The organism is Spiroplasma endosymbiont of Anurida maritima (assembly GCF_042465095.1).
Lineage (GTDB): Bacteria > Bacillota_I > Bacilli_A > Mycoplasmatales > Mycoplasmataceae.
Window position 1 is genome coordinate 482,333 of sequence record NZ_CP102059.1, and the last position, 23,153, is coordinate 505,485.

Below are 23,153 nucleotides of genomic sequence, written 5' to 3' on the forward strand. Positions count from 1 at the left end.
TTATGAAAATATTATTTGGAAACGATCATACAGCTGTAGAGTTAAAGACTTTTTTAGCTGAAAATATTAAAAACCACTTTAATTTTGAAATATCAGATATTGGAGCTCAAAATAACAACAGTGTTGATTATTCTAGTTTTGGTAAAAAAGTTGCAAAAGCTGTAGCAAATAATGAATATGACTTTGGAATAATTATTTGTGGATCTGGAATTGGTATTTCTATTGCTGCTAATAGAGTAAAAAAAGCTAGAGCAAGTTTATGTTATGAACCATATACAGCAAAATTAGCTCGTGAGCACAACAATGCAAACATTTTAGCTTTGGGAGCAAGAATTACTGCCAAAGAACATGCATGAGAAATTGTTAAAACCTTTTTATCAACAAAATTTGAAGGTGGAAGACACCAAGAACGTATTGATAATTTAGATAAATAAAAAAACCCGCAAGGGTTTTTTTATTTTACATAATTACTTCAACACTATCAATTTCGGGAACTTCTGATTTTACAATTTGTTCAACTCCCATTTTAATTGTGTTATCAACAAGGCCACATGAAATACAAGCTCCACCTAAACGAACATATACAATGTTATCTTTTAACTCTACAAATTCTATATCTCCACCATCTTGATTAATAAAAGGGCGTAAATCTGTAATAATTTTTTTTGCTTTAGCTTCTAAACTCATTATTTACCTCTATTTTATTTATAATATCAAATAATATGTTATTTATTTACTATTTTAAGTTTTAATTTTTAAGTTTTAATTGAATAATGAAAATTATTTATTTAAAATAATATTATAAGTTAATAGAAAAAAGGGAAAGAACATGTCTAGTTATAACAAAAATTTAGTAAGTATTTATGGATTATCAGCAAGTGAAAAATTAACAAATGATATCTGTCGTTTATTAAACGTAGATAGAGATCCGATGAAAATTATTCGTTTTGCGGATGGAGAAATTTTAGCAAGAGCAATGCGTTCTGTTAGGGGTAAGGATGTTTATTTAATTCAATCAACATCAAATCCGGTTAATGAAATGTTAATGGAATTACTAATCGCTATTGATGCTTTAAAAAGAGGAAGTGCAAGAAGCATAAATGTTGTTGTACCATATTTTGGGTATGCAAGACAAGATAGAAAAGCAAAAGGGCGCCAACCAATAACATGTAAATTAGTGGCAAATATGCTAACTGGAGCTGGAGCTACAAGAATTATGACAATTGATTTACACTCACCTCAATCAATGGGATTTTTTGATGTACCGGTTGATGATTTACATACATCACAACAAATGTCTAAATGTATTTTAAATATTATTAAAAATGAAAAAATTAATGAAGAAGTAACTGTTGTTTCACCAGACCATGGTGGATTGATAAGAGCAAGAGAAATTTCAGATCAATTAGGTCATGCAGCACCGAATATTGCTGTTATCGATAAAAGAAGACCAAAACCAAATGTAGCTGAAATTGAATTTGTTTTGGGAGATGTTAAAGATAAAATTTGTTTTATAGTTGATGATATGATTGATACTGGTGGAACAATTACACAAGCTGCTAAAGCTTTAAAAAAACATGGAGCAAAAAAAGTTTATATTATTGCAACACACGGAGTTCTTTCAGATCCTGCATGTTCTAGATTATCAGAAGTTATTGAAGCTGGTGTTGTGGAAAGGGTTATTCTTACAAACACAATTGATATTCCAAAAGAAAAAATATTTAAAGGTTTAGAAATTATTAACATAGCACCAATGGTTGTTGATATGATAAAAGCAATCGTGGAAAGCAGAAGTTTATCTGACGTTTATACAGCTTATAATGATGAATTAAGTTTAGCTGTTAAAAAGGACTTTAAAAAAATCAAATAATTTTAGAAGGCAAGTTAACTTGCTTTTTCTTTTATAAGTGAGGTGTACACATGATATATACAATAACAATGAATCCAGCTATTGATTATATAATTGAAACTAATAATTTTGAAATTAATAAAACAAATTATTTTGAAAATGGTTATGAAAATATTGGTGGAAAAGGAATAAATGTAGCTTTTGTATTAAAAGAGTTAAACTGCGATGTTACTGCTATGGGATTTTTAGGAAAAGTGAATTCTAAAATTTTTTATAGAGAATTTGCAAAGCAAGAATTATTGTCAGATTTTATTGAACATAAATCACTTACAAGAATAAATTTTAAAATAAAAAATCTATCTCTAAAACAAGAGACAGAATTAAATAATACAGGAACAAAAATAGATCCAAATTTAGTTGATAAATTTCTCTTAAAATTAGATAATATTTTAAAACCTAATGATATTGTTGTTTTATCAGGTAGTACACCACCACAAATGCAAAATAATATATATGAAGTTATTGGTAACATATGTAATAAAAAACAAGCGCTTTTTATAATGGATGCTAGTAAAATAAATTTATTATCCGGAATAAAAGCAAAACCGTTTTTAATTAAACCAAATATTAACGAGTTATGTGAGATATTAAATGTTAAAGTTCAAGATTTTTCTTTTGCAGAAATTTCTAGCATGGTTGATAAATTAAAAACCTATGGAGCTCAAAATGTTTTGTTAAGCATGGGTGAAAAAGGTGGATATTATTTTGGAAATAATAATTCTGTTTATAAAATAAATGCAGCAACAGGCAATTTAATAAACTCTGTTGGGGCTGGGGACAGTATGTTAGGTGGATTTATTTTTGGTTTAGTTAATAATTTACCATTAGATGAAACATTAAAATACTGTTCTGCTTGTGGAGCTGCTACAGCTTTTTCAAAAGGTTTAGCAAAAATAGATAAAATTGATTATTATATAAACAAAATTAACGTAGAAAGAATTAAGTAGGTATAAAATGTTAATCGCACACAGAGGTTTTAAAACACAATTAAGTGAAAATACTTTAAAAGATTTTGAAAAAGCACTAGCTAAAACAGTTGGAGTAGAATTTGATATAAGGTTAACTAAAGATAAAAAAGTTATTATTTTTCATGATAAAAATTTTAAAAGAATTGCTGGGCAAAATATTCTTGTTAGTGCTTTGACATATGATGAAATACTTGAACTTAATTATTTTAAAAACAACATTTCAAAAAATCCCCCACTACTAGTTGAGGATTTTGGAAAAACATTGGCAAAAGAGTTTAAAGTTATTAATGTGGAAATCAAAGAAGACTATTATTCAAATGAAGACTTTGAAGTTATTCATAAAAGTTTAAAAGATCTTAAAACATTAACAACGGCTGAAATAATAGTTTCTTCTTTTGGGAAGGCCGAGTTAAATTTTATTAGTAAACTTGAAAATGAATTTAGTAAGGGGTTTTTANNGTTAAAAAAAATTAAAAATATAAATACAAATATTTTGGATGATTTTGATTATCTTCATATGGATTTCAAATTAATATTAAACAAAAAAATTAGTAGATTGTTAAGAATTATAAACAAAAAAATTAATGTTTGGACTGTAAATAGCCAACAAAGTGTAGAAAAAATAAAGCAAGCATCTTGTGCATTTTTAGTAAAACATTATATTAGTGATAATGAAAAATTAATTGTATAAAAAAAATAGTTTTTCAACTATTTTTTTATTGGATGAATTTTTGCTCTTCTTAATTGATAAAAATTACGACCTGTACTTGGGTCGAATGATGGTTCAAATCCGTCTTCTGTTAAACCATATTTTTTATCATTAACAATTTCAATAACACTTGAAGTATCTGAATTTTTAGGAGTAAATTGAACTCTTTGTTCTGCAGATTTAACCTCAATAGTTGTATTTACTTCATCATCATTGTTTAATAAATTTGGTTTTGCATTCACATTAGGTTTTACATTCATGTTAGACGCAACAACTCTTTCTGATTGAATATTTCTTTTAATTTGAGCTTTTTCAGCTTCACGTTCTTTTTCATCTCTTGCAAATGTGTCATAAATATCAATTACACCAGCTTTAGATGTTTCTAAAGCTGTTTCTTCATAATTTGCATTTTCTTCCGATAAATCAAGTTCTTGACCATCTAAAATTGCATCATAGTTAGTACCTTCAATATTTTTGTTGGTACGCACAACATTTGATAATTTACTTAAATTTTTGTTTTCCTCTTTACTGTTAAATGCACTACTATCAATATCTAATTCAAGTTCTGAATCTTCACTAGCCATCGCTTGACTATAAGCCTGACTAATTTTTAAAATAACATCTTTTTGTGCGATAGTAAGATCAGTTTTGAATCTAATTAATTTTTCAATTGTTCCATATGATAACTTTAATTGAACCAATTCTTTTAAAATAGCTTCAGCCTTAGGATTATCCAATGACTTTGCTAATTCTAAAATCTTTTGGTCAACAGAGCTTTGAGTATTTTTCATTTTTTTATGCCCCTTTATATATATTTTTATATCATGTTAATTATATAGATAATATAAGTTATTATCAAACTATTATTTTGTTATGTTCATATATTTAGGTTAAAATTAATTTAAGTGAGGTGTATATGTTTAAATTAAATACTGAGTTTACACCCTCAGGTGATCAACCAAAAGCAATTAAAAAAATAATTAAAAACTTAGAGAACAACGTAAAGGATCAAGTTCTTTTAGGGGCGACAGGAACTGGTAAAACATTTACTATTGCAAATGTAATTGAAAAACTAAATCAACCAACATTAGTGATGGCCCACAATAAGACATTAGCTATGCAACTATATTCAGAATTAAAAGAGTTATTTCCTGAAAACAGAGTAGAATATTTTGTTTCTAACTTTGACTTTTATCAACCAGAAGCATATTTACCAGGAAAAGATATGTATATTGATAAAGATGCTAAACAAAACATGGAATTAGATATGATGCGCCTAAGTGCTTATAATGCACTTTCAACAAGAAAAGATGTCATTGTTGTGGCTTCAGTTGCAGCAATTTATGGTTCACAAGATCCTAGCGAATATCAAAAATCATTTTTTGAGGTGAAGGTTGGAGAAAGCTTTAAAGTTAAAGACTTTAATCGTTATTTAGTTAAATCAGGATATGTTTATAATGATATTGAAATGAAACCAGGAACTTTTAGTTTTAAAGGGGATGTGATAAATGTAGTACCATCATGAAGTACAAAAAGTCATATTAGAATCGATTTATTTGATGAAGAAGTTTCGGGGATTGCCTTTGTAGAAACCGTTTCTCAAAATGTAAAAGAAAGATTATCTCAAACAACAATTTATCCAGCTCAAGACTATATCACTTCTCCCGAAAGACTAAAAGAAGGTATAAAAAGAATTAAAGAAGAATTAATTCAAAGATTAGATTTTTATGAAAAAGAAAATCGCACATTAGAATTTCAAAGATTAAAACAAAGAACAGAATATGATTTAGAAATGTTAGAGGAACATGGTCATTGTTCAGGAATTGAAAACTATTCACGTCATATGGATTTAAGAAAAGAGGGAGAACCACCATTTACTGTTATTGATTTTTTTAAAGGGGATTTTATAACTGTAGTTGATGAATCTCATATGACAATGCCTCAGATTAGAGCAATGTATAAAACAGATCGCAGTCGAAAAGAATCATTAGTTGAATATGGGTTTAGGTTACCTAGTGCAAAAGATAATCGCCCCTTAACGTTTGAAGAATTTAAAGCCAAAATTAAAAGAACAATTTATGTTTCTGCAACACCAGGGGACTATGAGTCAGAACTGGTTAATAATAATTTTGTCCAACAAGTTATTAGACCAACTGGATTGATTGATCCAACGGTTGAAGTAAAACCAAAAGAAGGACAAGTAGAAACAATAATTTCAGAAATTAATATACGTAAAGAAAAAAATGAACGTGTTTTTATAACAACATTAACAATTAAAATGTCGGAAGATTTAACAGACTATTTACAAAATCATGACATTAAGGTCGCTTATTTACACAGCGAGTTAAAAACACTTGAAAGGTCACAAATTTTATTAGATCTTCGTCGAGGAGTGTATGACTGTGTTGTGGGAGTTAACTTAATTAGAGAAGGAATAGATATCCCGGAAGTTTCATTAATTTGTATTTTAGACGCTGATAAACAAGGATTTTTACGTAATGCTAGATCATTAATTCAAACTATTGGGAGAGCTGCTCGTAATCAAAACGGGCATGTTATTTTATTTGCTGATAAAATATCACCGGCCATGGAAGAAGCTATGGGTGAAACAGAAAGACGTAGAAATATTCAAATTGCTCATAATGAAAAAAATAATATTACACCAACAACTATTAAAAAAGCCATAAGAGACTTCTCAAACATTAAAATCTCTTATGAAAGACTTATTAAATCAAAAGCAAAAAAATCAGTCGAGTATAAAGCTAACAAAGAACATATAATAGATGATTTAAGAAAAATGATGGAAGCTGCAAGTAAAGAATTAGATTTTGAAAAAGCAGCAGAAATTAGAGATATCATTCTTGAAATACAAGCAGATTAGAGGTAACTATGGAAAAATTAACAGCTAGAAACATTATTAAACGTTTTGAAAGCATTGAAATTTTATGTGGAGAAAAAAATTTAGATAATGAAATTAATGTCTATGGATTAAATCGCGCAGGATTAGAGTTAGCAGGTTTTTTTGAAAATCATGATTTAGAAAGAAGGGTTGTGCTTTTTTCTAGAAAAGAAAATAATTATGTTAAAACATTAGAGCGAGATGTTAAACTTAAAAGATATGAATCGTTAATTAAAAGAAACATTCCTTTAATTTTAATTACTTCAAGATTTAAAGATGACGATTTAATAACGGTTGCTAACAAGTTAAAATGTCCTGTTGTTAAAATAAATAATTTAACAACAGGAAAAATATTACAATTTTCACTTGATGTGTTTGATGAGTATTTTTCACCAACTGAAGAAGTTCATGCTTCACTTGTTAATATTTTTGGTAAAGGAGTATTAATAAAAGGTAAAAGTGGAATTGGTAAATCAGAAACAACTTTAGAGTTAGTTAAAAAAAATCATTTATTTGTTGGAGATGATCGTATCATTTTAAAATCTAAAAACAATAAATTATTTGGATGTTCTCACCCCACATTAAAAAATTTAATTGAAGTAAGAGGATTGGGAATAATAAACTTAACTAAAATTTATGGAGTTCAACTAACATTAAATGAAACGGTAATTGATTTAGTTATAGAATTGATTTTATTATCAGATGAAGAATATAAAACTATTGATCGTTTAGGAGCACAAGCTAAATATAAAGATTATTTAGGTACTAAAGTTCCTATTATAAAGCTACCAGTAACTTTTGGGAGAAACATTAGTGAGCTTATTGAAGCTTCTGTTTCAAAACTAAAACTAGAGTTATCGGGATATTCATCTTTTCAAGAATTTGAACAAAGGTGATTTAAAACATTTAAAAAATAAAGGAAAATAGCATGTGAATTGCAAGAGATACTTATTGAAATTGGTTTAGGCCTTACTGACTTTTTATGTTCGTGGCCTTTTTGGCTGTTATTGCTATTGCTTATTTCATGTTTAAAAAACGTAACATCCCAACCCAAAGTTTATATATTGCATCTTTTATTATAATTCCAGTAGGATTAGTGGGTGCAAGTATTTTAGGAAAAGCTGACGCTGTTGTGCCTATTTTATGATGACAGTATTTTGCTTTTTGACTTCCGGGAATGAGCATTCATGGAGGATTACTTTTTGGATTTGGAATAGGTTGAATTTGGTTCCACTATGAAAGTAAAAAGTATAGCATTTCTTTATGAGTATATGCAGAAATGCTCGTCCCCCAACTCTTGTTAGCGCAAGCAATTGGAAGATGAGGTAATTTTTTCAATCATGAACTTTTAGGAAGTGAAACAACATATGAAGCTTTAAGTTGACTTCCGGGATTTATTAAAAATAATTTATTTAAATGATATATTCCAGATCCAATACCCGATGGATATTACCCAGTTTTAGCATTAGCTATGAATGGAGGATATATTGATCCTTCAAATCATGAAATGGTACAGTACTTTCAACCATTATTTTTATATGAGTCTTTTGCTAATGTAGTTGGTTACTTAATAATATCAATTTTAATTCCTAAAACATGATACTTATCTTATTCAAGTCATTTATCTAAAAGATTTGGAAAAGACCCAAGTTTAACACGTAAGGGTTGATGAGATAAATATTATTTTGACATTAAACCTCATTTGGGAGACTTAGATAAAATTCAAAACAATACAGATCATAAAAAGATTTACTTTAAAGATATTAAAAAAACCACTCAAAAAAGTGAAAGATTTAAACATTATATAAAGTATCAAAAAAATCGTTTTAATTCATTTTTAAAAAGAGATGTTACTAAGCTTGAAAGTTTACACAACCCACATAAAATCTTACCAATAAGAGTTGGGTTACAAACTAGTTTATACTTAATTTGATACAATGTTTTTAGACTTATTTTGGAAATACAAAGAGCGCCAGAAGATTTACTTATTTCGAATGGTCGAGCAATAAGTTACACCATTATTGCTATTTCTATTGGGATAGGAGTTCTAATGTTAATTTTTTCTCAATTTTTATGTGTAATCAAATATCGTAAAAAAGGTTGGTTATACGAAAAGCAATATTAGGAGTAAAGAGGTTTGAATAAATAAAACCTCTTTTTATTTGTTATAATAATCTTATGAAATATTAAATAGCATAAAGGATAAATATGAATAAAACAGAAAAAATATATGAAATAGCCATTATTGGTGCTGGTCCGGGAGGACTAACTGCAGCATTGTATGCTGCAAGAGCTGAGGCTGATACAGTTATTATTGAAAAAGGAGCACCTGGAGGAAAAGTTGTTAAAACTAGTATTATTGAAAACTATCCAGGGGTTGAAGCTGTTGATGGTTTTGATTTAGCTTCTAAAATGTTTAATCAAGTTATGACCTTAAATGTTCCGTTTGTTGGAGGGGGCGTTGAAAAAGTTTCGAAAAATAATGACATTTTTACAGTGCAACTTGATAACGGAACAGAAATAAAATCTAAATTAGTTATTGTAGCTACGGGAACTTTAGAAAGAAAAATCGGAGTCGATGGAGAAGATCGTCTTTATGGTAAGGGCGTTTCTTACTGTGCTGTTTGTGATGGCGCTTTATATAAAGACCAAGAAATAATGGTTGTTGGTGGTGGATTATCTGCTTTAGAAGAAGCTTTGTATTTAACAAAGTTTGCTAAAAAAGTTTATCTTGTGCACCGTCGTCAAGGATTTAGAGCAGATGATAAAACTATTAATAAAGTAAAAGCTAATTCAAAAATTGAATTAATTTTAGATGCTGTTGTTGATAAAATAAATGGAAAAGATTTAGTTGAAGAAGTTATTGTTAAAAACATTAAAAATCATAAAACAACAAATTTTGCAGTAAAAGCAATTTTCCCATATATTGGTGCTATTCCAATAACAGACTTTGTAGAACACTTTAATGTTTTAGACAAAGAAGGATATATTGAAGTTGATTTAAAAAAACAAACTAAAGTTGATGGATTATTAGCAATTGGAGATGTTACAAACACTCAACTTAGACAAATCACTACAGCTGTTGGTGATGGAGCAGTTGCGGCTCAAAGAGCAATTAATATTTTAGACTCAATTGACTAATATTTGTTATAAAATATAAATAAGATATTAAAAAATGGAAGGTTTTAAAAATGACAAAAAAAACACTTAAAGATATTAATGTAAAAGGTAAAAAAGTTTTAGTAAGAGTGGATTTCAATGTTCCAATGAAAAATGGAAAAATTACTGACAATAATAGAATTGTTGGAGCTTGAGATACAATAAAGTATTTACAAGATAATGACGCTAAGATAATTTTATTTTCACATTTAGGAAAAATAAAAGTTGAAAGTGACATGGAAAAAAACTGTTTAATGCCAGTTAGTGAAGAGTTGCAAAAGTTTTCAAAAGCACCAGTACATTTCTCACATTACATGCAAGGCCCTGTTTTAGAGCAACAAATTGCAGATTTAAAAGAAAAAGAAATTTTAGTTGTACAAAATACAAGGTTTGCTGATATCTTTGATAAAGATAGTAAAGTTATTGTAGATGCAAAGGGTAATGCTGCTGCTAAAAGAGAAAGTAAAAACGATCCAGAACTTGGTAAATACTGAGCATCATTTGGAGATGTTTTTGTAAATGACGCATTTGGAACAGCTCATAGAGCACATGCTTCAAACGTTGGAATAGCTTCAAACATTAAAGAATCATGTGTTGGTTTTTTAGTGGAAAAAGAGTTAAACATGTTATCAAAAGCCATGAATAATCCTAAAAGACCACTTGTAGCTATTGTTGGTGGAGCAAAAGTTTCTGATAAAATTAATGTTATTGAAAACTTATTAAAGATAGCGGACAAAGTTATTATTGGTGGGGGAATGGCCTTTACTTTCTATAAAGCAATGGGATTTGAAATTGGTAAATCTTTATTAGAAGAAGATAAAGTTGATGTTGCAAAAGATTTAATTAAAAAAGGTCAAGACAAACTTGTTTTACCAATAGATGCTGTTGAAACAACAGACTTTAAAGATGTTAAAGGTGATAACACAAAAGATCGTAATGTTAGTCCTAATAAAATGGGATTAGATATTGGGCAAAAATCAATTGAATTATTTAATAATGTTATAAAAAATGCAAAAACAGTTGTTTGAAACGGACCAATGGGTGTGTTTGAATTCGAAAACTATAATAAAGGGACAATTGCTGTTTGTGAAACAATTGCAAACTTAAAAGATGCCTTTACTGTAATTGGTGGTGGAGATTCAGCTGCTGCTGCAATTAAATTTGGATTTAAAGATAAATTTACACACATTTCAACTGGTGGTGGAGCTAGTTTAACATTTATTGAAGGCAAAGCTTTACCGGGAGTTGATGCTATTTCTAACAAGTAATTATTTTAACTATGTATCTCAACGTTTTTTTGTTAAAATAAATGTATTATCAATAAACTTTATTTTATAAAAAATAAAGTTTAACTTAGGAGTTATATGGAACAACAATTAAAAGATTTATTGCTAGAAATTAAAGAAGAAATTAAAGAACAAGAAGCGTTTGATGATTTTTTAGGAGATATCATTAGCGAATCTGCATATAATAATCATTATCAACAAAACCTAGTAGATATTGAAGTGGCAAGAGACTTATTTAGTTGACACTTTGAAGAATATGAATTAGCAGAAGATAGAACAAAAACTAATCATTTAGTAACAGTTATTATGGAAATTTTACACTTTTTTGAAGATGAAGAAAAAATTGTTAAACCATTTAAAGAAATAATTGATACTAACGTTAGTTCTATTAATAAACTTTTAAAATAATATAATTAAAAATATTCACCCAATTTTAAGGAGAATATTTTTTTTATTTTATTCATGTTTTGCTTATAGAAATAGTTTAGGGTATTATTATAATATTATTATTGTGATTTAAGAGTTAAGGTAAAATATGAAAAACAAAATAAAGAATTTTTTTGATATAAATGAAAAATTTACATTTGAAGTTAAACGTTTAATAACTGAAAATGTTTTAAATTCAAATTTAATAAAAGATATAGAAAAAGAAACAATTATTAATAGCGGAATCAATAGTGATTTTATTTTTGTCGACAAAGAGGAAATGTTTTTTGTGGCAACTAATGAGCAAGCAGGAGAAGAACGTGGTTCCACTCAAGAAAATGCATTAAGTTTATTACAAGAAAAAAGTAAAGCATTAAATAATTATGTAGAAGTATTTGTAAATGTTTTAAAAAAATATTTTGTAAGTAAGGAAAAAAATCAACAAGAGTACACAAACTTTTTTACAGATGTTTTAGGAATTGATCAAGAATACGTTGATTTTATTTATTCATGATTAGATTCTTTACAAAAAAAATTAGATAGTGCTGATTTTGACGAAATTATTAATAATAGATTGAAACAAATTATTGTTATTGATGAAAAAAATGAAGCAGCTATTTTAGAAGTTAAAAAACCAAGTCATATTAATGATGTTTTAACTTTTAATAAATTTAAAATAAAATATGCATTTTTATTAAAGTTTTATACACAAAGATTAAAAAATGTAACACATGAAATTTCATTACCTAAATTATCAAAAAGTGAACAAGGTGATTTATTTTTACGTGAAATTAAAAATGACAAAGAACATTACAAGATAATCAATACATGATTTTCTTTCAAGAACTTTATTGATGTTTTTAATAATGAAATAAAAGGCGGAAACAGTGTCGATGCTATTTTTGATAAAAACATTCGTTTAAGTTTAGGGAACAGTGTTTTATCAAAAGATAGAGTTGAAGAAACATTTTTCCCTGTGTTTAACAATGGGGTTAAAATTATTGCCGGAAAAGTTGAAGTTAATAACAGTAATTTATCATTCAATAATATGAGTGTTTTAAATGGACAACAATCAGTACGTTTTATTATTAATAATGAAAAAGATTTAAATCTTGAAACACGTATTCCTGTCACTATAATTGCGCCAGCTAAAGAGAAAGATTTTTATTCTGAAACTTGAGAGACATTTACAAATAAAATTACTATTGCCTCAAATACACAAAGAAAAGTTGAGTCATATGAACTTATCTCTAACGATAGTGTTTTTAATATTTTAAATAAACATTTAAACAATCAAGGTAAATTTATTAAAACTAAAAAAGGTTATGCTAAAGTCGATAAAAACATTAAAAATGTTTTTGGGAATAGTGTTTATAATTTAGATGATTTTTTAAAGAACATTATTTTAATCTTTGATGATAAATTCTTGATAACAGATCGTAAAAAAGTTGTTAATGATTTAATTAACTGTTTTTCACAGCATTGTAACCATAACTGAGTTTGTGAAAACTCAGCGCTTGCTTTAAATTACATTAAAGCAAATAACGATGCAAAAACTAAAAAATATATTAACAACATAAGTAAATTTTTAGACATTAAATCATTTGTCGATAGTTGATTAAAGTCAAAGAAACTATATTACTGTTTTTATGACAATTTAGTTCCTTTAATGGCAGAAGATGAACTAAACAATATGCCGTTTAACGAAATTGAAGCTATTAATAAATATGAATATCAAAAAGAATTTTGTCATCATGTAGAAGACATGCTGAGTTGTAATAATGATGTTATTTATAAATACATGTATAAAAACAATATAGAACCAAATCACGAAAACTTATTGTTGGCAATATTTAAAATTTATAAATTTATATATAATAACAACACAAAAAGAGTTTCTTTTTCAACGTTTTTCAGCGAACCTTTAAATTTCAAAGGTTTGAAATAATAAATAAACAAGGGGACATAATATGAGCAAAAACACAATTAAAATTAAAGGTGCTAGAGAACATAATTTAAAAAATGTTAATTTAGAATTTCCTAAAGATAAGTTAATTGTCTTCACAGGTTTATCAGGTTCTGGTAAATCTTCTTTAGCGTTTGCAACAATATATGCTGAAGGTAGAAGACGATATGTAGAAAGTTTAAGCGCTTATGCGAGACAGTTTTTGGGAGGTAATGAAAAACCGGATGTAGATTTAATTGAAGGATTATCACCGGCAATTTCAATTGAACAAAAAACAACTAGTCATAACCCGCGTTCAACAGTTGCAACTGTTACAGAAATTTATGACTACTTACGATTATTGTACGCAAGAGTTGGAACGCCACATTGTGTTAATGGTCATGGACCAATCAAATCATCAAGTATTAAAGAAATTGTAAATCAAATTTGTGCTAATTTTAAAAATGAAGATCGTTTAATTATTTCTTCACCAGTTGTAAGAGATCGTAAAGGTTCATTTGTGGATTTAATTGCTCGTTTAAGAAAAGATAAATTTTTACGTGTAAAAATTGATGGACAAATTATGTCATTAGATACACCAATTGATTTAGATAAAAATAAACGCCACAATATCGATATAGTTGTTAAAGCTTTAACATTTTTTGATAATGAAGAAACAATTTTAGATATTCAGGGAAACATTGAACAAGCCTTAAAATACGGTGAAGGTATGGTTAAAATTCATGACCGTGAAAAAAATCAAGATACATTATTTTCATCAACTTATGGTTGTAAAGAATGTGGGTTTAATGTTCCTAGTTTAGAACCGAGACTTTTTTCTTTTAACTCTCCACAAGGAGCTTGTAAAGATTGCAAGGGTCTTGGTGTAAAATTAGAAATTGATGAAGACTTATTAATTCCTGATAAAAATATATCCGTTTTAGAAGGGGGAATTGTTTATTTAAAAAATATTGTTTTATCAAGCAACATTGAATGACTTAAATTTGAAACTTTAGCGAAACATTATAAAATTCCTTTAGATATTCCAATAAAAGATTTAACAATATCACAACTAGACTACTTGTTATATGGAAGTGATGAAGAAGTTCAATTAAACATTAAAACAAGTGGAGGATTAACATTAAATAGTTTTGATATTATTGAAGGAATTGGAAGTGTTATTGAAAGACGTTATGAACAAACTCAAAGTGAAACACAAAGAAATTATTATAAAGGATTTATGTCAGATAAATCATGTAATACTTGTAATGGTAAAAGATTAAACGAAGTCCCTTTATCTGTTTTAATAAATAATATCAACATAACTGACTTAACTAATATGTCAGTTGAAGATGAACTAGAATTTATTTTAAAACTAAATTTAACAGAATCACAAACTAAAATTGCTAAGTTAGTTTTAAATGAAATAATTAATCGTTTGGAATTTTTAAATCAAGTTGGTTTGGGTTATTTAACTTTAGCTCGAAGTGCTTCAACTTTATCCGGGGGAGAATCTCAAAGAATTCGTTTAGCGACACAAATTGGTAGTCAATTAACTGGTGTGTTGTATGTTTTAGATGAGCCTTCAATTGGTTTACACCAAAAAGATAATGATCGTTTAATTAAGACTTTAAAACATTTACGTGATATTGGTAACACAGTTATTGTTGTTGAACATGATGATGATACAATTCAAAACGCAGATTATATTGTTGACATTGGTCCCAAAGCTGGAGATAAAGGTGGAGAGATTGTTTGTGCTGGAACATTTGAAGAAATTAAAAATCACAAAACATCTATTACAGCACAATACTTACGTAAAGAAAAAATAATTGCTGTTCCCAAAAAACGCCGCGGAGGAAATGGAAAAGTTTTAGAAATTAAAGGTGCAAAAGCAAATAACTTAAAAAATGTTAATGTAAAAATTCCTTTAAATAAATTTGTCTGTCTTACAGGTGTTTCTGGTTCTGGTAAATCAACTTTAATGAATCAAATTTTATTAAAAGGATTAAAGAAAAGTTTACACTTAACAACTGATCGCCCAGGAAAACACGATAAAATTTTAGGAACAGAACACATTGATAAGGTAATTAGTATTTCTCAAGATCCAATTGGAAAAACACCAAGAAGTAATCCAGCAACTTATACATCACTTTTTGATAATATTCGTGATTTATTTGCAGATACTGTTGAAGCTAAACTTAATGGTTTTTCTAAAAGTCGTTTTTCATTTAATGTTCCAGGGGGAAGATGTGAAAATTGTCAAGGAGATGGAGTTTTAAAAATTTCAATGCATTTTTTACCAACAGTTTTTGTTAAATGTGAAGTTTGTGAAGGTCGTCGTTACAAAGATAAAACTCTTGAAGTTAAATTTAAAGATAAAAATATTTATGATGTTTTAGAAATGACAGTTGATCAAGCGATGGAATTTTTTGTAAAACAACCTAAAATATTAAAAAAATTAGAAACACTTCATGATGTTGGTTTAGGTTATATTAAACTAGGGCAATCAGCAACTGAATTATCAGGTGGAGAAGCCCAAAGAGTTAAGTTATCAACTTTTTTACAAAAAAAGGGTACAGGAAAAACAATCTTTTTATTAGATGAACCAACAACAGGGTTACACATCGATGATGTTAATCGTTTATTAAATGTTCTAAATCGTATCGTTGATAATGGAGATACAGTGTTAACAATTGAGCATAACTTAGATGTAATAAAAATGGCTGATTATATTATTGATTTAGGACCTGATGGTGGTAAAAATGGAGGAAGTGTTATTGCGACAGGAACTCCCGAACAATTAATGAGTTCAAAAGACGTTAGTTATACTGCAAATTATTTAGAAAAATATTTAGAAGAATAATTTAATGAAAGTATCTAAAAAATTTTTTAAGGCACCATTATTTTCTAAAAATTATAATTTAAAAAAAATGTTAGTAAATGAATTTGATAATATTGAAAATTCATTTGAAACAATTAATATTGTGGGGACTAATGGAAAAGGCAGTGTTGCTTATAATATATCTCAACAATTAAAAGCTAATAATAAAAAAGTTGGGTTATTTTTATCACCAGCTTTTTTAGAGCATAATGACAGAATTTCCATAAGCGGAGAAAATATATCTGATAAAGATCTTTTAAACATATATAGTCGCTTTAAAAAATTGTTTAAAAAATATCAGTTAACATTTTTTGAAATATGAACATTTATTTCAATATGGTATTTTACTCAAAATAAAATTGATATAGCTGTTTATGAAGCTGGTATTGGTGGTGAAAAAGATTCAACAAATGTTTTTGATAAGCAGATTTTAACAATCTTAACTTCAATTGGTCATGACCACATGTCAGTTTTGGGCAATACATTAGAAAATATTTTGTTATCTAAAATAAAAATTTATAAAAAAAATAATATTGTTTTAGGAAATGTAACCAAAAAATTTCAAAAACAAGTTGAAAACTATATTAAACTAGATAATTTATTTATAGCTGATTTATATGATGATACTGCAATTGAATATCAGAAAAATAATTTTGGAATTGTTAAAAAAGCAATCGAAGTTTTAAATTTAAAGTTTAACCAAAAATTACTTTCAGAAGATTTTTTAGGTAGGTTTACTATATTGCAACAAAATCCTTTAAGAATAATTGACGGCGCTCACAATATTGAAGGAATTAAAAATTTAATTCAAACTTGTGTAAATTATAAGATTTCAAATGAAACACAAATAATTTGTACTTTTAGTAAGAATGCTTCTTATAATGAATGTATTTTAGAACTTAAAAAATATTTTAAAAATATTCAAGTTGTTAGTTTTAGTCATTTAAAAAGTTTAGATAAAAATTTACTAAAAAAATATAATGTTAAACCATGAAAAAGAGTTTATAAGTATAATAAAAATAAAGATATAATTTTTTGTGGTTCATTATACTTCTTGCCTTTAGTATTTAATTATCTTAAAAAAAAGGAGCATTAAATGTTATATATTATTACAAATATTCTTAGCGCCTTAACCATCATTACCTTATTAGGGGTTTTTAGCCTTATATATCGCCAAGAAATAAAAAAAATATCTATTTTATCAATTACGATTTGTTCTGTTTTGATTGCTTTATCAGTAATCTTAACAAATTTTGTTGGTTATTCTTTTATATTTTTTGGCGCAACAATTACCATTGCTTTGGGAAATTTTATTTTATTCATAATAGGGATGCTGTTTGGACCTGTTTTGGGAATTATTTCAGCTATTGCTACAGATTCATTAGGATCTTTAATTTTTATTAATGGACCGTATCATAACGGATTTATGTTTAATTTAGTGTTATATGCAATTTTAGGTGCTTTAACTTTTTGTTATAAAACTCAAAAATATTGAGCTTTAAAAGCGTCAATTCATTACATAGTTTCGTTTGTGTTAATTTCATTTTTCTTCAATACAATTTGAATATACTCAATTTATGAAAATGTGGGATTTACAGCAGCGACATTTATTATCAAATTAATAAAATTTCCAATTTCGATTTCAATATATATTCCAATAACTTTATCGTCATTTTCATTAATGTATTTTTTAATTAACAACAATACTAGTTTAGATTTTTGAAGCAAGAGAAAGTATTTAATAAATATTGTTAGAATAAAAAAAGTTAAAAAGTCACAAAAAACACCAGAGTAAAAATGTTTATTTGTGGAAAAGGTTTATAAACCCTTATCTTATATAGGGTTTTTAAACATTAAAAAGTTTATAAGTAATGTATAAAAAATTTTTAGTGAGTTTTGGTTTTTATTTATTTGCGGGTAGGTTATTATCTTTATGTAGGTTATTTTAACAAAAGGGGTTGTTGAAATATCGGTAGCAATCATACGGGTTATTTAAGTATTTATATTTTTTGAATAAAATATATTTTTTTATGGAGTTAGACATGAACAATAACCTTGTGTGAGTTTTAAAGAAAAGTGATATAAGTAAAGATGATTTGAATATCATTGTAAATCTTTATCGTCCATTGTTGGGTGCTAGAGGACAAGATCTTTATTTATTGATGAATAATATTGATGAAGAAGAATGTTTTGATGAATATGGGCTAGATTATTTTTTAAATAATTTAGAAATGACAGAAGAAAGTTTTATTGAAGCTAAAGATAATCTAATTGCATACGGGTTATTGAAGGTTTGAAAAAACAGTAAAGAAAGCAAAGTTTCTTTAATCTTAAAAAAACCACTATCTCCAGCTGGATTTTTTGCAAATAAAGAATGAATTGACTTTTTATCATTAAAAGTCGGAGAAGCTCAAGTTAAAAAACTTAAAAATAAATTTATCAAAAAAGTTAAACAACAAAAACTTCTTGATGAAATTTCAGAAGTAATTAATTACTATGATTTAGAAAAAAAGATTGCTAACAAAAAAATATAATGTAAGTATTTTAAAAGATAATTTAGAAATGCTTAGTGGAATTTTACGTTTTTATAAAGATATTGAAATAAAACAATTAGTTAAAAATATTATTGATGCTACAAATGATAACCACATTGATTGACAAGTATTGCAATACAATATTGAAAATGATTATCACCTTAATAAGTTGCAAGCAAATAAAACTGGTGAACAAGTTAGTTTTGGTTTAGATGAAAAAAACGAAATTAAACCCAAAACATTATTAGATGTAAAGATTTCTGAAATGGGTTCAATTAGACCAACAATATACTTTCAATTACTAAAAGGCGGTAAAGTTTTATCAACAACTGATAAAGAAATTCTAAAAAATTTATTAAGTGTTATTCGTTTAAATAATGGTGTTATTAATTGTTTATTAGAATATGTTTATTTTAAAAATAACAAAAGAATGGAATTAAAATATATTAATTCAATTGCTGAAACATTAAAAAAATTAGCAATTACTAAAATTGCTGATGCAATGGAATATTTAAAAACATCATTCAAAAAATCGCAAGAAGTTAAAAACTTTAAAAATGCGATTAACTTTAATAAAACTAATAGTAAACCACAATTTAACAATTATTATGGAAAAAAAGCCTCATGAGCAGAGGAAATGCATAAAAAAGTGCAAAAAGTTATTAAGGAAGAATACAATCCAGATTTAATGAAAAAACGTCTTTACAAAGATGAAGAATTAGACATTGATGAAATATTAAAAGAGTGAGATTCTATTTAAGTATTAAGAGAGGTTTTATGTTAACAGTTAAAAAAGCAATCAATTTTTTTGAAAATAATTTTTCTGTTAAAGAAAACTTAGAAAAAATTAACTTTAAAGAAAAATACATTGAAAAAAATTTAAATATTTTAAACGATTTTATTCAATATTTCTTGGTGTGTGAAAAAAAAGAACCAATATCTAAATGCCAACAAAGATATCCCGGGTACACACAATGGTTATCATTAGAAGGCAATCAACTATATATTGATTGAGTTGAATGTGCTCATTCAATTTATAATAAAAAAGAACTTAACTTAAAAAGAAACTATATCTATCGTGATTTCCACCAAGATTTTTTAACAATAGATATAAAAAGTTGAGCAAAAGATACACCAAACACTAGTCATAAAGAATTAAATAAACACATGGTAGCTTTTGCGAAAAATTCTAAAAACACAAAAGGGCTTTATTTATATGGAAATCCAGGTGTTGGTAAAACATATAGTTCAATTGCTTTAGCAAATAAATTAGCGGAATCAGGGCATAAAGTAGCTTTCATTAATACAAACCACTTATTTAAAAAAGTAAAAAGTGAGTTTGGCGATCAAACAAATCAAGAAAAAATTATTAATAAAATTTTAAGAGCAGACTTTATCTTTTTAGATGATATTGGTAGCAATGACATTTCAGCCTTTGATCGCGAAGAAGTTTTATTTTATCTTTTGGACAAAGCTTTAGTTTTAAAGAAAAAAATATGATTCACTTCTAACTTTAATTTAGAGCAATTATTATCAATTTTAGCAACAAGTAAAAAAGGTGATCAAAATCTTCAAGAAGTGGAAATAATGCGAGCTAAACGAATTAAAGATCGTATTATGGCATTAGCGGAACCGCTAGAACTTTTAGGTATTAATCGATTTAATCGTAGTTTAAAGGAACAATAAATATGGGAAAAATTAAACATGGTAGTATTGTAGAAATTGGCGATAATTTGTTTATTGTTTTATCAATATTGGACAAAACATCACTGCTAGCAAAATTAACAAGAACAAATACAAATGACACTAATAAATATTTTAGTGCTCATGATATAAAAAAACACTTCAAAAGATGCTTATGAAAAAATTAAAGAAGGCGATTATCGTATTGATAGTGTTATTCGTGTTTTTAAACACCAAGGAGTAAAACAAGACAGCGATATTTCGCTACAAAACTTAAGTATTGAAGACAACCAAAACTTAAATGTCGTAAACAGAATTAATTTTGATGCTTTTTATTATATTTTGTGAATATTTAAAGCTTCAAATTTACATGAAAATTATGCTTCATACTTTGCAAATATTAAACTTGATAAGATAAATCAAAAATCATATTTAAACGAATAAAATCCAAAATGGCCAATCAGCTATTTTGGATTTTTTATAAATAACATGATAAAATGTTAAAAGTTATTTATAAAAAAGTGTTAAGGAAAAAAATATGAAAAAATTATTAAGTATTTTAGCTTCGGCAAAAATATCGGCTCTTTCTGTTATAACTGTTGTTGCTTGTGCTCCTAGTTTTGGCGGAGATGCACCTGTTAAAGAATTTGATAAAGAGAAATTTGGTGAAGCTGTTAAGTGAATTACAAATGAAATAAAGTTATTTTTAGCAAATGAATTACAATACTCATTAAGTAATAATTATGATTTAAATTTATTGCAAGAAAAATTAGATGCAGCTGTGGATGTTCCCGTGAGCTATTGAAAGTAATGAAATTAGTGAAACTTATAAAAATCTAAATACAAAAACAAGTGATTTTTTAAATCAACTTGGAAATAAAATTTTAAGTGGTGAATACGGATTTTTATTTAATGGTTTGTCATCAGATCAAATTTTTAGTGCATTTTCATTGAAGAACTTACAGTTATACAAATTTGATATTGTAGAACAAGTAAATAATCAATCTGAATATGTTGGTTATAATGAAATTATTGTAAAAGCTGAACAAATACCAAACACAAAAAAATTATCTGCTGACTTTGGTTTTGAATTGAATTATGTTAAAGATAAAGAAATTTTAAAATTTACATCAAACGGACTTTCTAACCAAACAATTTATGTTGCTGAAAAGGAAGAACTTTTAAAAGATGTTATAGAGTGATTGAAAAAAAACCTTACATCTATTTCAGATTTATTAAAAGAACACACCTTAACCTTTGAAGGCCAAGATAAAGTGCAAGAATTTAATGACATTGATAAACTTTTTGGAAAAAATAATGATGTAGAAAAAATATTATCAGAATTACCAGGGTTTGATATTAGTAAACTAAAGGTGGAAAGTTGAAATTATGACTCAAGTGTTAAATCATTTACAAGTAGAACAATTGTTGATAATATGACGGGAGTAAAAAGTACTCAACCTATATATGATGGTAGAGGAGAACCGAACGTTAGAGAAAGTAGTATTGTTCCTTATGTAGCTGGATTAGGTGGTATAAAAAAATCTATCGAAGAATACGAAAACCATTTTACACCTTCTGAATATGAAGACACTGCTAGTGACACAATGTACAGGGTGAGAGATGCTTTAATGGATAAGGAAAATTTTATTGAAAGTGTTTTATATGGAACTATAAATTCAATTCAAAATTTTGTTGACCTTAGAAAAGGTGATGCTGTATTATATGGTGAAATACCAGGATTATTATCGTTTGATAAAGCTGGCTCTCAATCTTTTGTAGGAAAGTATGAAGACAAAGAAACAAGTTATGAAACAGGAATTAAAGAAAATTATTTTGATTTAATTACTAATTTTTATAATAAAAATATGAAAGGCAATTTTAGTAGTGAATCAACAAAAGATAAAATAAAATTACAATCAGATTTAATTATTGAAAAAGAGGGTAAAAACAAATTGTTTACTGAATCTACTTTAGTTGACACTGGTTATTTAGATATAACAAGCTGATCGTATGATGGTATGCCATTAGAAGCTTTAAGTGATTTAACTCTTTTTTCAATCACACCAGACCAAATATCTGTAGAACAAGTTTATAGAAATGTTTTAGATTACTCTTTTGAATTATTGCTTAATTCAAAAATTGAAGCATCGACAATGTTTGGATTTTTAAATAGAAATCACCACAATATTTATGGACAAGGAAATATTCATTTTAGATATTGGTTTTCTTCACCATTTATGACTCAAAATTTAGAAGGCACACAAGCCATTGTTTTGAAATCGGAAGACTTTAAAACAGCTAAATATTCTAAAACTGCTAATGCCAACGATGCAATGAACTACATTATGAAACAAAATGAAGATCATATTAAAGATAAAGTAAAAAACATTGTACCATTTGAGATAAGTATTAGTGATAATTTACAAATAACAAATATAAACCAAGTGTATTCGAATGTGGAAGCATATAGGGGAACTGTAGATATGTTATTTAGAGATACTTTAACAAGATATGAAAGTGCTGAAGTGCCAAATAATCTTTCTAACATTGAAAGTAATATTTTGATAAATATTGGAGGAGTTGACTTTGCTTTAAATCAATTTAATTTATGAAGAGATAATTATTATGATAACTTGCAAATGTCAAGATGAAATTTAGGGACAGCACAAATAGCATATATTCCATCAACAGGGGAATCTGATGGTAGAAGTGCTGGTTACGACGGACTTATATTTCCGGAAGAATAAA

General features: G+C 27.0%; 22 protein-coding genes. 20 read left to right on the forward strand and 2 right to left on the reverse strand.

Features of this window, described 5'->3' with window-relative positions; genetic code table 4:
• Positions 1–2: 2 nt before the first annotated feature.
• On the forward strand, positions 3–434 hold the full coding sequence (rpiB, locus tag NPX79_RS02370; protein WP_381414838.1) for a ribose 5-phosphate isomerase B: 432 nt from the start codon (positions 3–5) through the stop codon (positions 432–434).
• Between the two features lie 25 nt (positions 435–459).
• On the opposite strand, the gene NPX79_RS02375 is transcribed toward rpiB, so the two are convergent.
• The gene (locus NPX79_RS02375) at positions 460–687 is read right to left on the reverse strand and encodes a NifU family protein (RefSeq protein ID WP_381414839.1); all 228 of its coding nucleotides are present in this window, start codon (positions 685–687) and stop codon (positions 460–462) included.
• Positions 688–829: 142 nt separating this feature from the next.
• On the opposite strand from NPX79_RS02375, the gene NPX79_RS02380 reads away from it, so the two are divergent.
• The 3 genes from NPX79_RS02380 to NPX79_RS02390 are packed head-to-tail and all read left to right on the forward strand — an operon-like array spanning position 830 to position 3,568.
• A complete protein-coding gene (locus tag NPX79_RS02380; protein ID WP_381414840.1) occupies positions 830–1,870 on the forward strand; it encodes a ribose-phosphate diphosphokinase in 1,041 nt (346 codons plus the stop codon).
• Positions 1,871–1,920: 50 nt separating this feature from the next.
• Positions 1,921–2,856 carry a 1-phosphofructokinase gene (gene pfkB / locus NPX79_RS02385; RefSeq protein ID WP_381414841.1) on the forward strand — a complete coding sequence of 312 codons (936 nt, stop codon included), beginning with the start codon at positions 1,921–1,923 and terminating at the stop codon, positions 2,854–2,856.
• 7 nt (positions 2,857–2,863) lie between these two features.
• Positions 2,864–3,568 carry a glycerophosphodiester phosphodiesterase gene (locus tag NPX79_RS02390; RefSeq protein WP_381414842.1) on the forward strand — a complete coding sequence of 235 codons (705 nt, stop codon included), beginning with the start codon at positions 2,864–2,866 and terminating at the stop codon, positions 3,566–3,568.
• Positions 3,569–3,585: 17 nt separating this feature from the next.
• Here NPX79_RS02390 and NPX79_RS02395 read toward each other — a convergent pair whose 3' ends face one another.
• Positions 3,586–4,377 (reverse strand): hypothetical protein, encoded by a 792-nt coding sequence (locus NPX79_RS02395; protein ID WP_381414843.1) that lies wholly within the window; start codon positions 4,375–4,377, stop codon positions 3,586–3,588.
• Between the two features lie 125 nt (positions 4,378–4,502).
• On the opposite strand from NPX79_RS02395, the gene uvrB reads away from it, so the two are divergent.
• From uvrB to NPX79_RS02475, 16 genes are all read left to right on the forward strand, one after another.
• Positions 4,503–6,467, forward strand: coding sequence for an excinuclease ABC subunit UvrB (gene uvrB / locus NPX79_RS02400; RefSeq protein WP_381414844.1), 1,965 nt, complete (start codon positions 4,503–4,505; stop codon positions 6,465–6,467).
• An 8-nt stretch (positions 6,468–6,475) separates the two neighbouring features.
• Positions 6,476–7,402 (forward strand): HPr(Ser) kinase/phosphatase, encoded by a 927-nt coding sequence (hprK, locus tag NPX79_RS02405; RefSeq protein WP_381414845.1) that lies wholly within the window; start codon positions 6,476–6,478, stop codon positions 7,400–7,402.
• A gap of 65 nt (positions 7,403–7,467) precedes the next feature.
• Positions 7,468–8,610, forward strand: a complete 1,143-nt coding sequence (locus NPX79_RS02410) for a prolipoprotein diacylglyceryl transferase family protein (protein WP_381414846.1) — start codon at positions 7,468–7,470, stop codon at positions 8,608–8,610.
• Positions 8,611–8,693: 83 nt separating this feature from the next.
• Positions 8,694–9,626 (forward strand): thioredoxin-disulfide reductase, encoded by a 933-nt coding sequence (gene trxB / locus NPX79_RS02415; protein WP_381414847.1) that lies wholly within the window; start codon positions 8,694–8,696, stop codon positions 9,624–9,626.
• Between the two features lie 50 nt (positions 9,627–9,676).
• Positions 9,677–10,912 (forward strand): phosphoglycerate kinase, encoded by a 1,236-nt coding sequence (locus tag NPX79_RS02420; protein WP_381414848.1) that lies wholly within the window; start codon positions 9,677–9,679, stop codon positions 10,910–10,912.
• A 96-nt stretch (positions 10,913–11,008) separates the two neighbouring features.
• The gene (locus NPX79_RS02425; RefSeq protein WP_381414849.1) at positions 11,009–11,338 is read left to right on the forward strand and encodes a hypothetical protein; all 330 of its coding nucleotides are present in this window, start codon (positions 11,009–11,011) and stop codon (positions 11,336–11,338) included.
• 127 nt (positions 11,339–11,465) lie between these two features.
• The gene (locus tag NPX79_RS02430) at positions 11,466–13,304 is read left to right on the forward strand and encodes an AIPR family protein (RefSeq protein ID WP_381414850.1); all 1,839 of its coding nucleotides are present in this window, start codon (positions 11,466–11,468) and stop codon (positions 13,302–13,304) included.
• Between the two features lie 22 nt (positions 13,305–13,326).
• Positions 13,327–16,167 carry an excinuclease ABC subunit UvrA gene (gene uvrA / locus NPX79_RS02435; protein WP_381414851.1) on the forward strand — a complete coding sequence of 947 codons (2,841 nt, stop codon included), beginning with the start codon at positions 13,327–13,329 and terminating at the stop codon, positions 16,165–16,167.
• A gap of 4 nt (positions 16,168–16,171) precedes the next feature.
• Complete coding sequence (locus NPX79_RS02440) at positions 16,172–17,281, forward strand: Mur ligase family protein (protein WP_381414852.1); 1,110 nt, start codon at positions 16,172–16,174, stop codon at positions 17,279–17,281.
• On the forward strand, positions 17,282–17,980 hold the full coding sequence (locus NPX79_RS02445; protein WP_381414853.1) for a folate family ECF transporter S component: 699 nt from the start codon (positions 17,282–17,284) through the stop codon (positions 17,978–17,980). It begins immediately after the preceding gene.
• A 247-nt stretch (positions 17,981–18,227) separates the two neighbouring features.
• A complete protein-coding gene (locus tag NPX79_RS02450) occupies positions 18,228–18,719 on the forward strand; it encodes a hypothetical protein (RefSeq protein ID WP_381414854.1) in 492 nt (163 codons plus the stop codon).
• The gene (locus NPX79_RS02455) at positions 18,700–19,479 is read left to right on the forward strand and encodes a DnaD domain protein (RefSeq protein WP_381414855.1); all 780 of its coding nucleotides are present in this window, start codon (positions 18,700–18,702) and stop codon (positions 19,477–19,479) included. Before NPX79_RS02450 ends, NPX79_RS02455 begins: the two co-directional genes overlap by 20 nt.
• Before the next feature lie 17 nt (positions 19,480–19,496).
• Positions 19,497–20,405: an ATP-binding protein gene (locus NPX79_RS02460; protein ID WP_381414856.1), complete on the forward strand. Its 909-nt coding sequence runs from the start codon at positions 19,497–19,499 to the stop codon at positions 20,403–20,405.
• A gap of 2 nt (positions 20,406–20,407) precedes the next feature.
• Positions 20,408–20,590 carry a hypothetical protein gene (locus NPX79_RS02465; protein ID WP_381414857.1) on the forward strand — a complete coding sequence of 61 codons (183 nt, stop codon included), beginning with the start codon at positions 20,408–20,410 and terminating at the stop codon, positions 20,588–20,590.
• Between the two features lie 350 nt (positions 20,591–20,940).
• On the forward strand, positions 20,941–21,213 hold the full coding sequence (locus tag NPX79_RS02470; RefSeq protein ID WP_381414858.1) for a hypothetical protein: 273 nt from the start codon (positions 20,941–20,943) through the stop codon (positions 21,211–21,213).
• Positions 21,188–23,152, forward strand: coding sequence for a hypothetical protein (locus NPX79_RS02475; RefSeq protein WP_381414859.1), 1,965 nt, complete (start codon positions 21,188–21,190; stop codon positions 23,150–23,152). The genes NPX79_RS02470 and NPX79_RS02475 overlap by 26 nt, the downstream gene beginning before the upstream one ends.
• The last annotated feature ends 1 nt before the right edge of the window (position 23,153 follow it).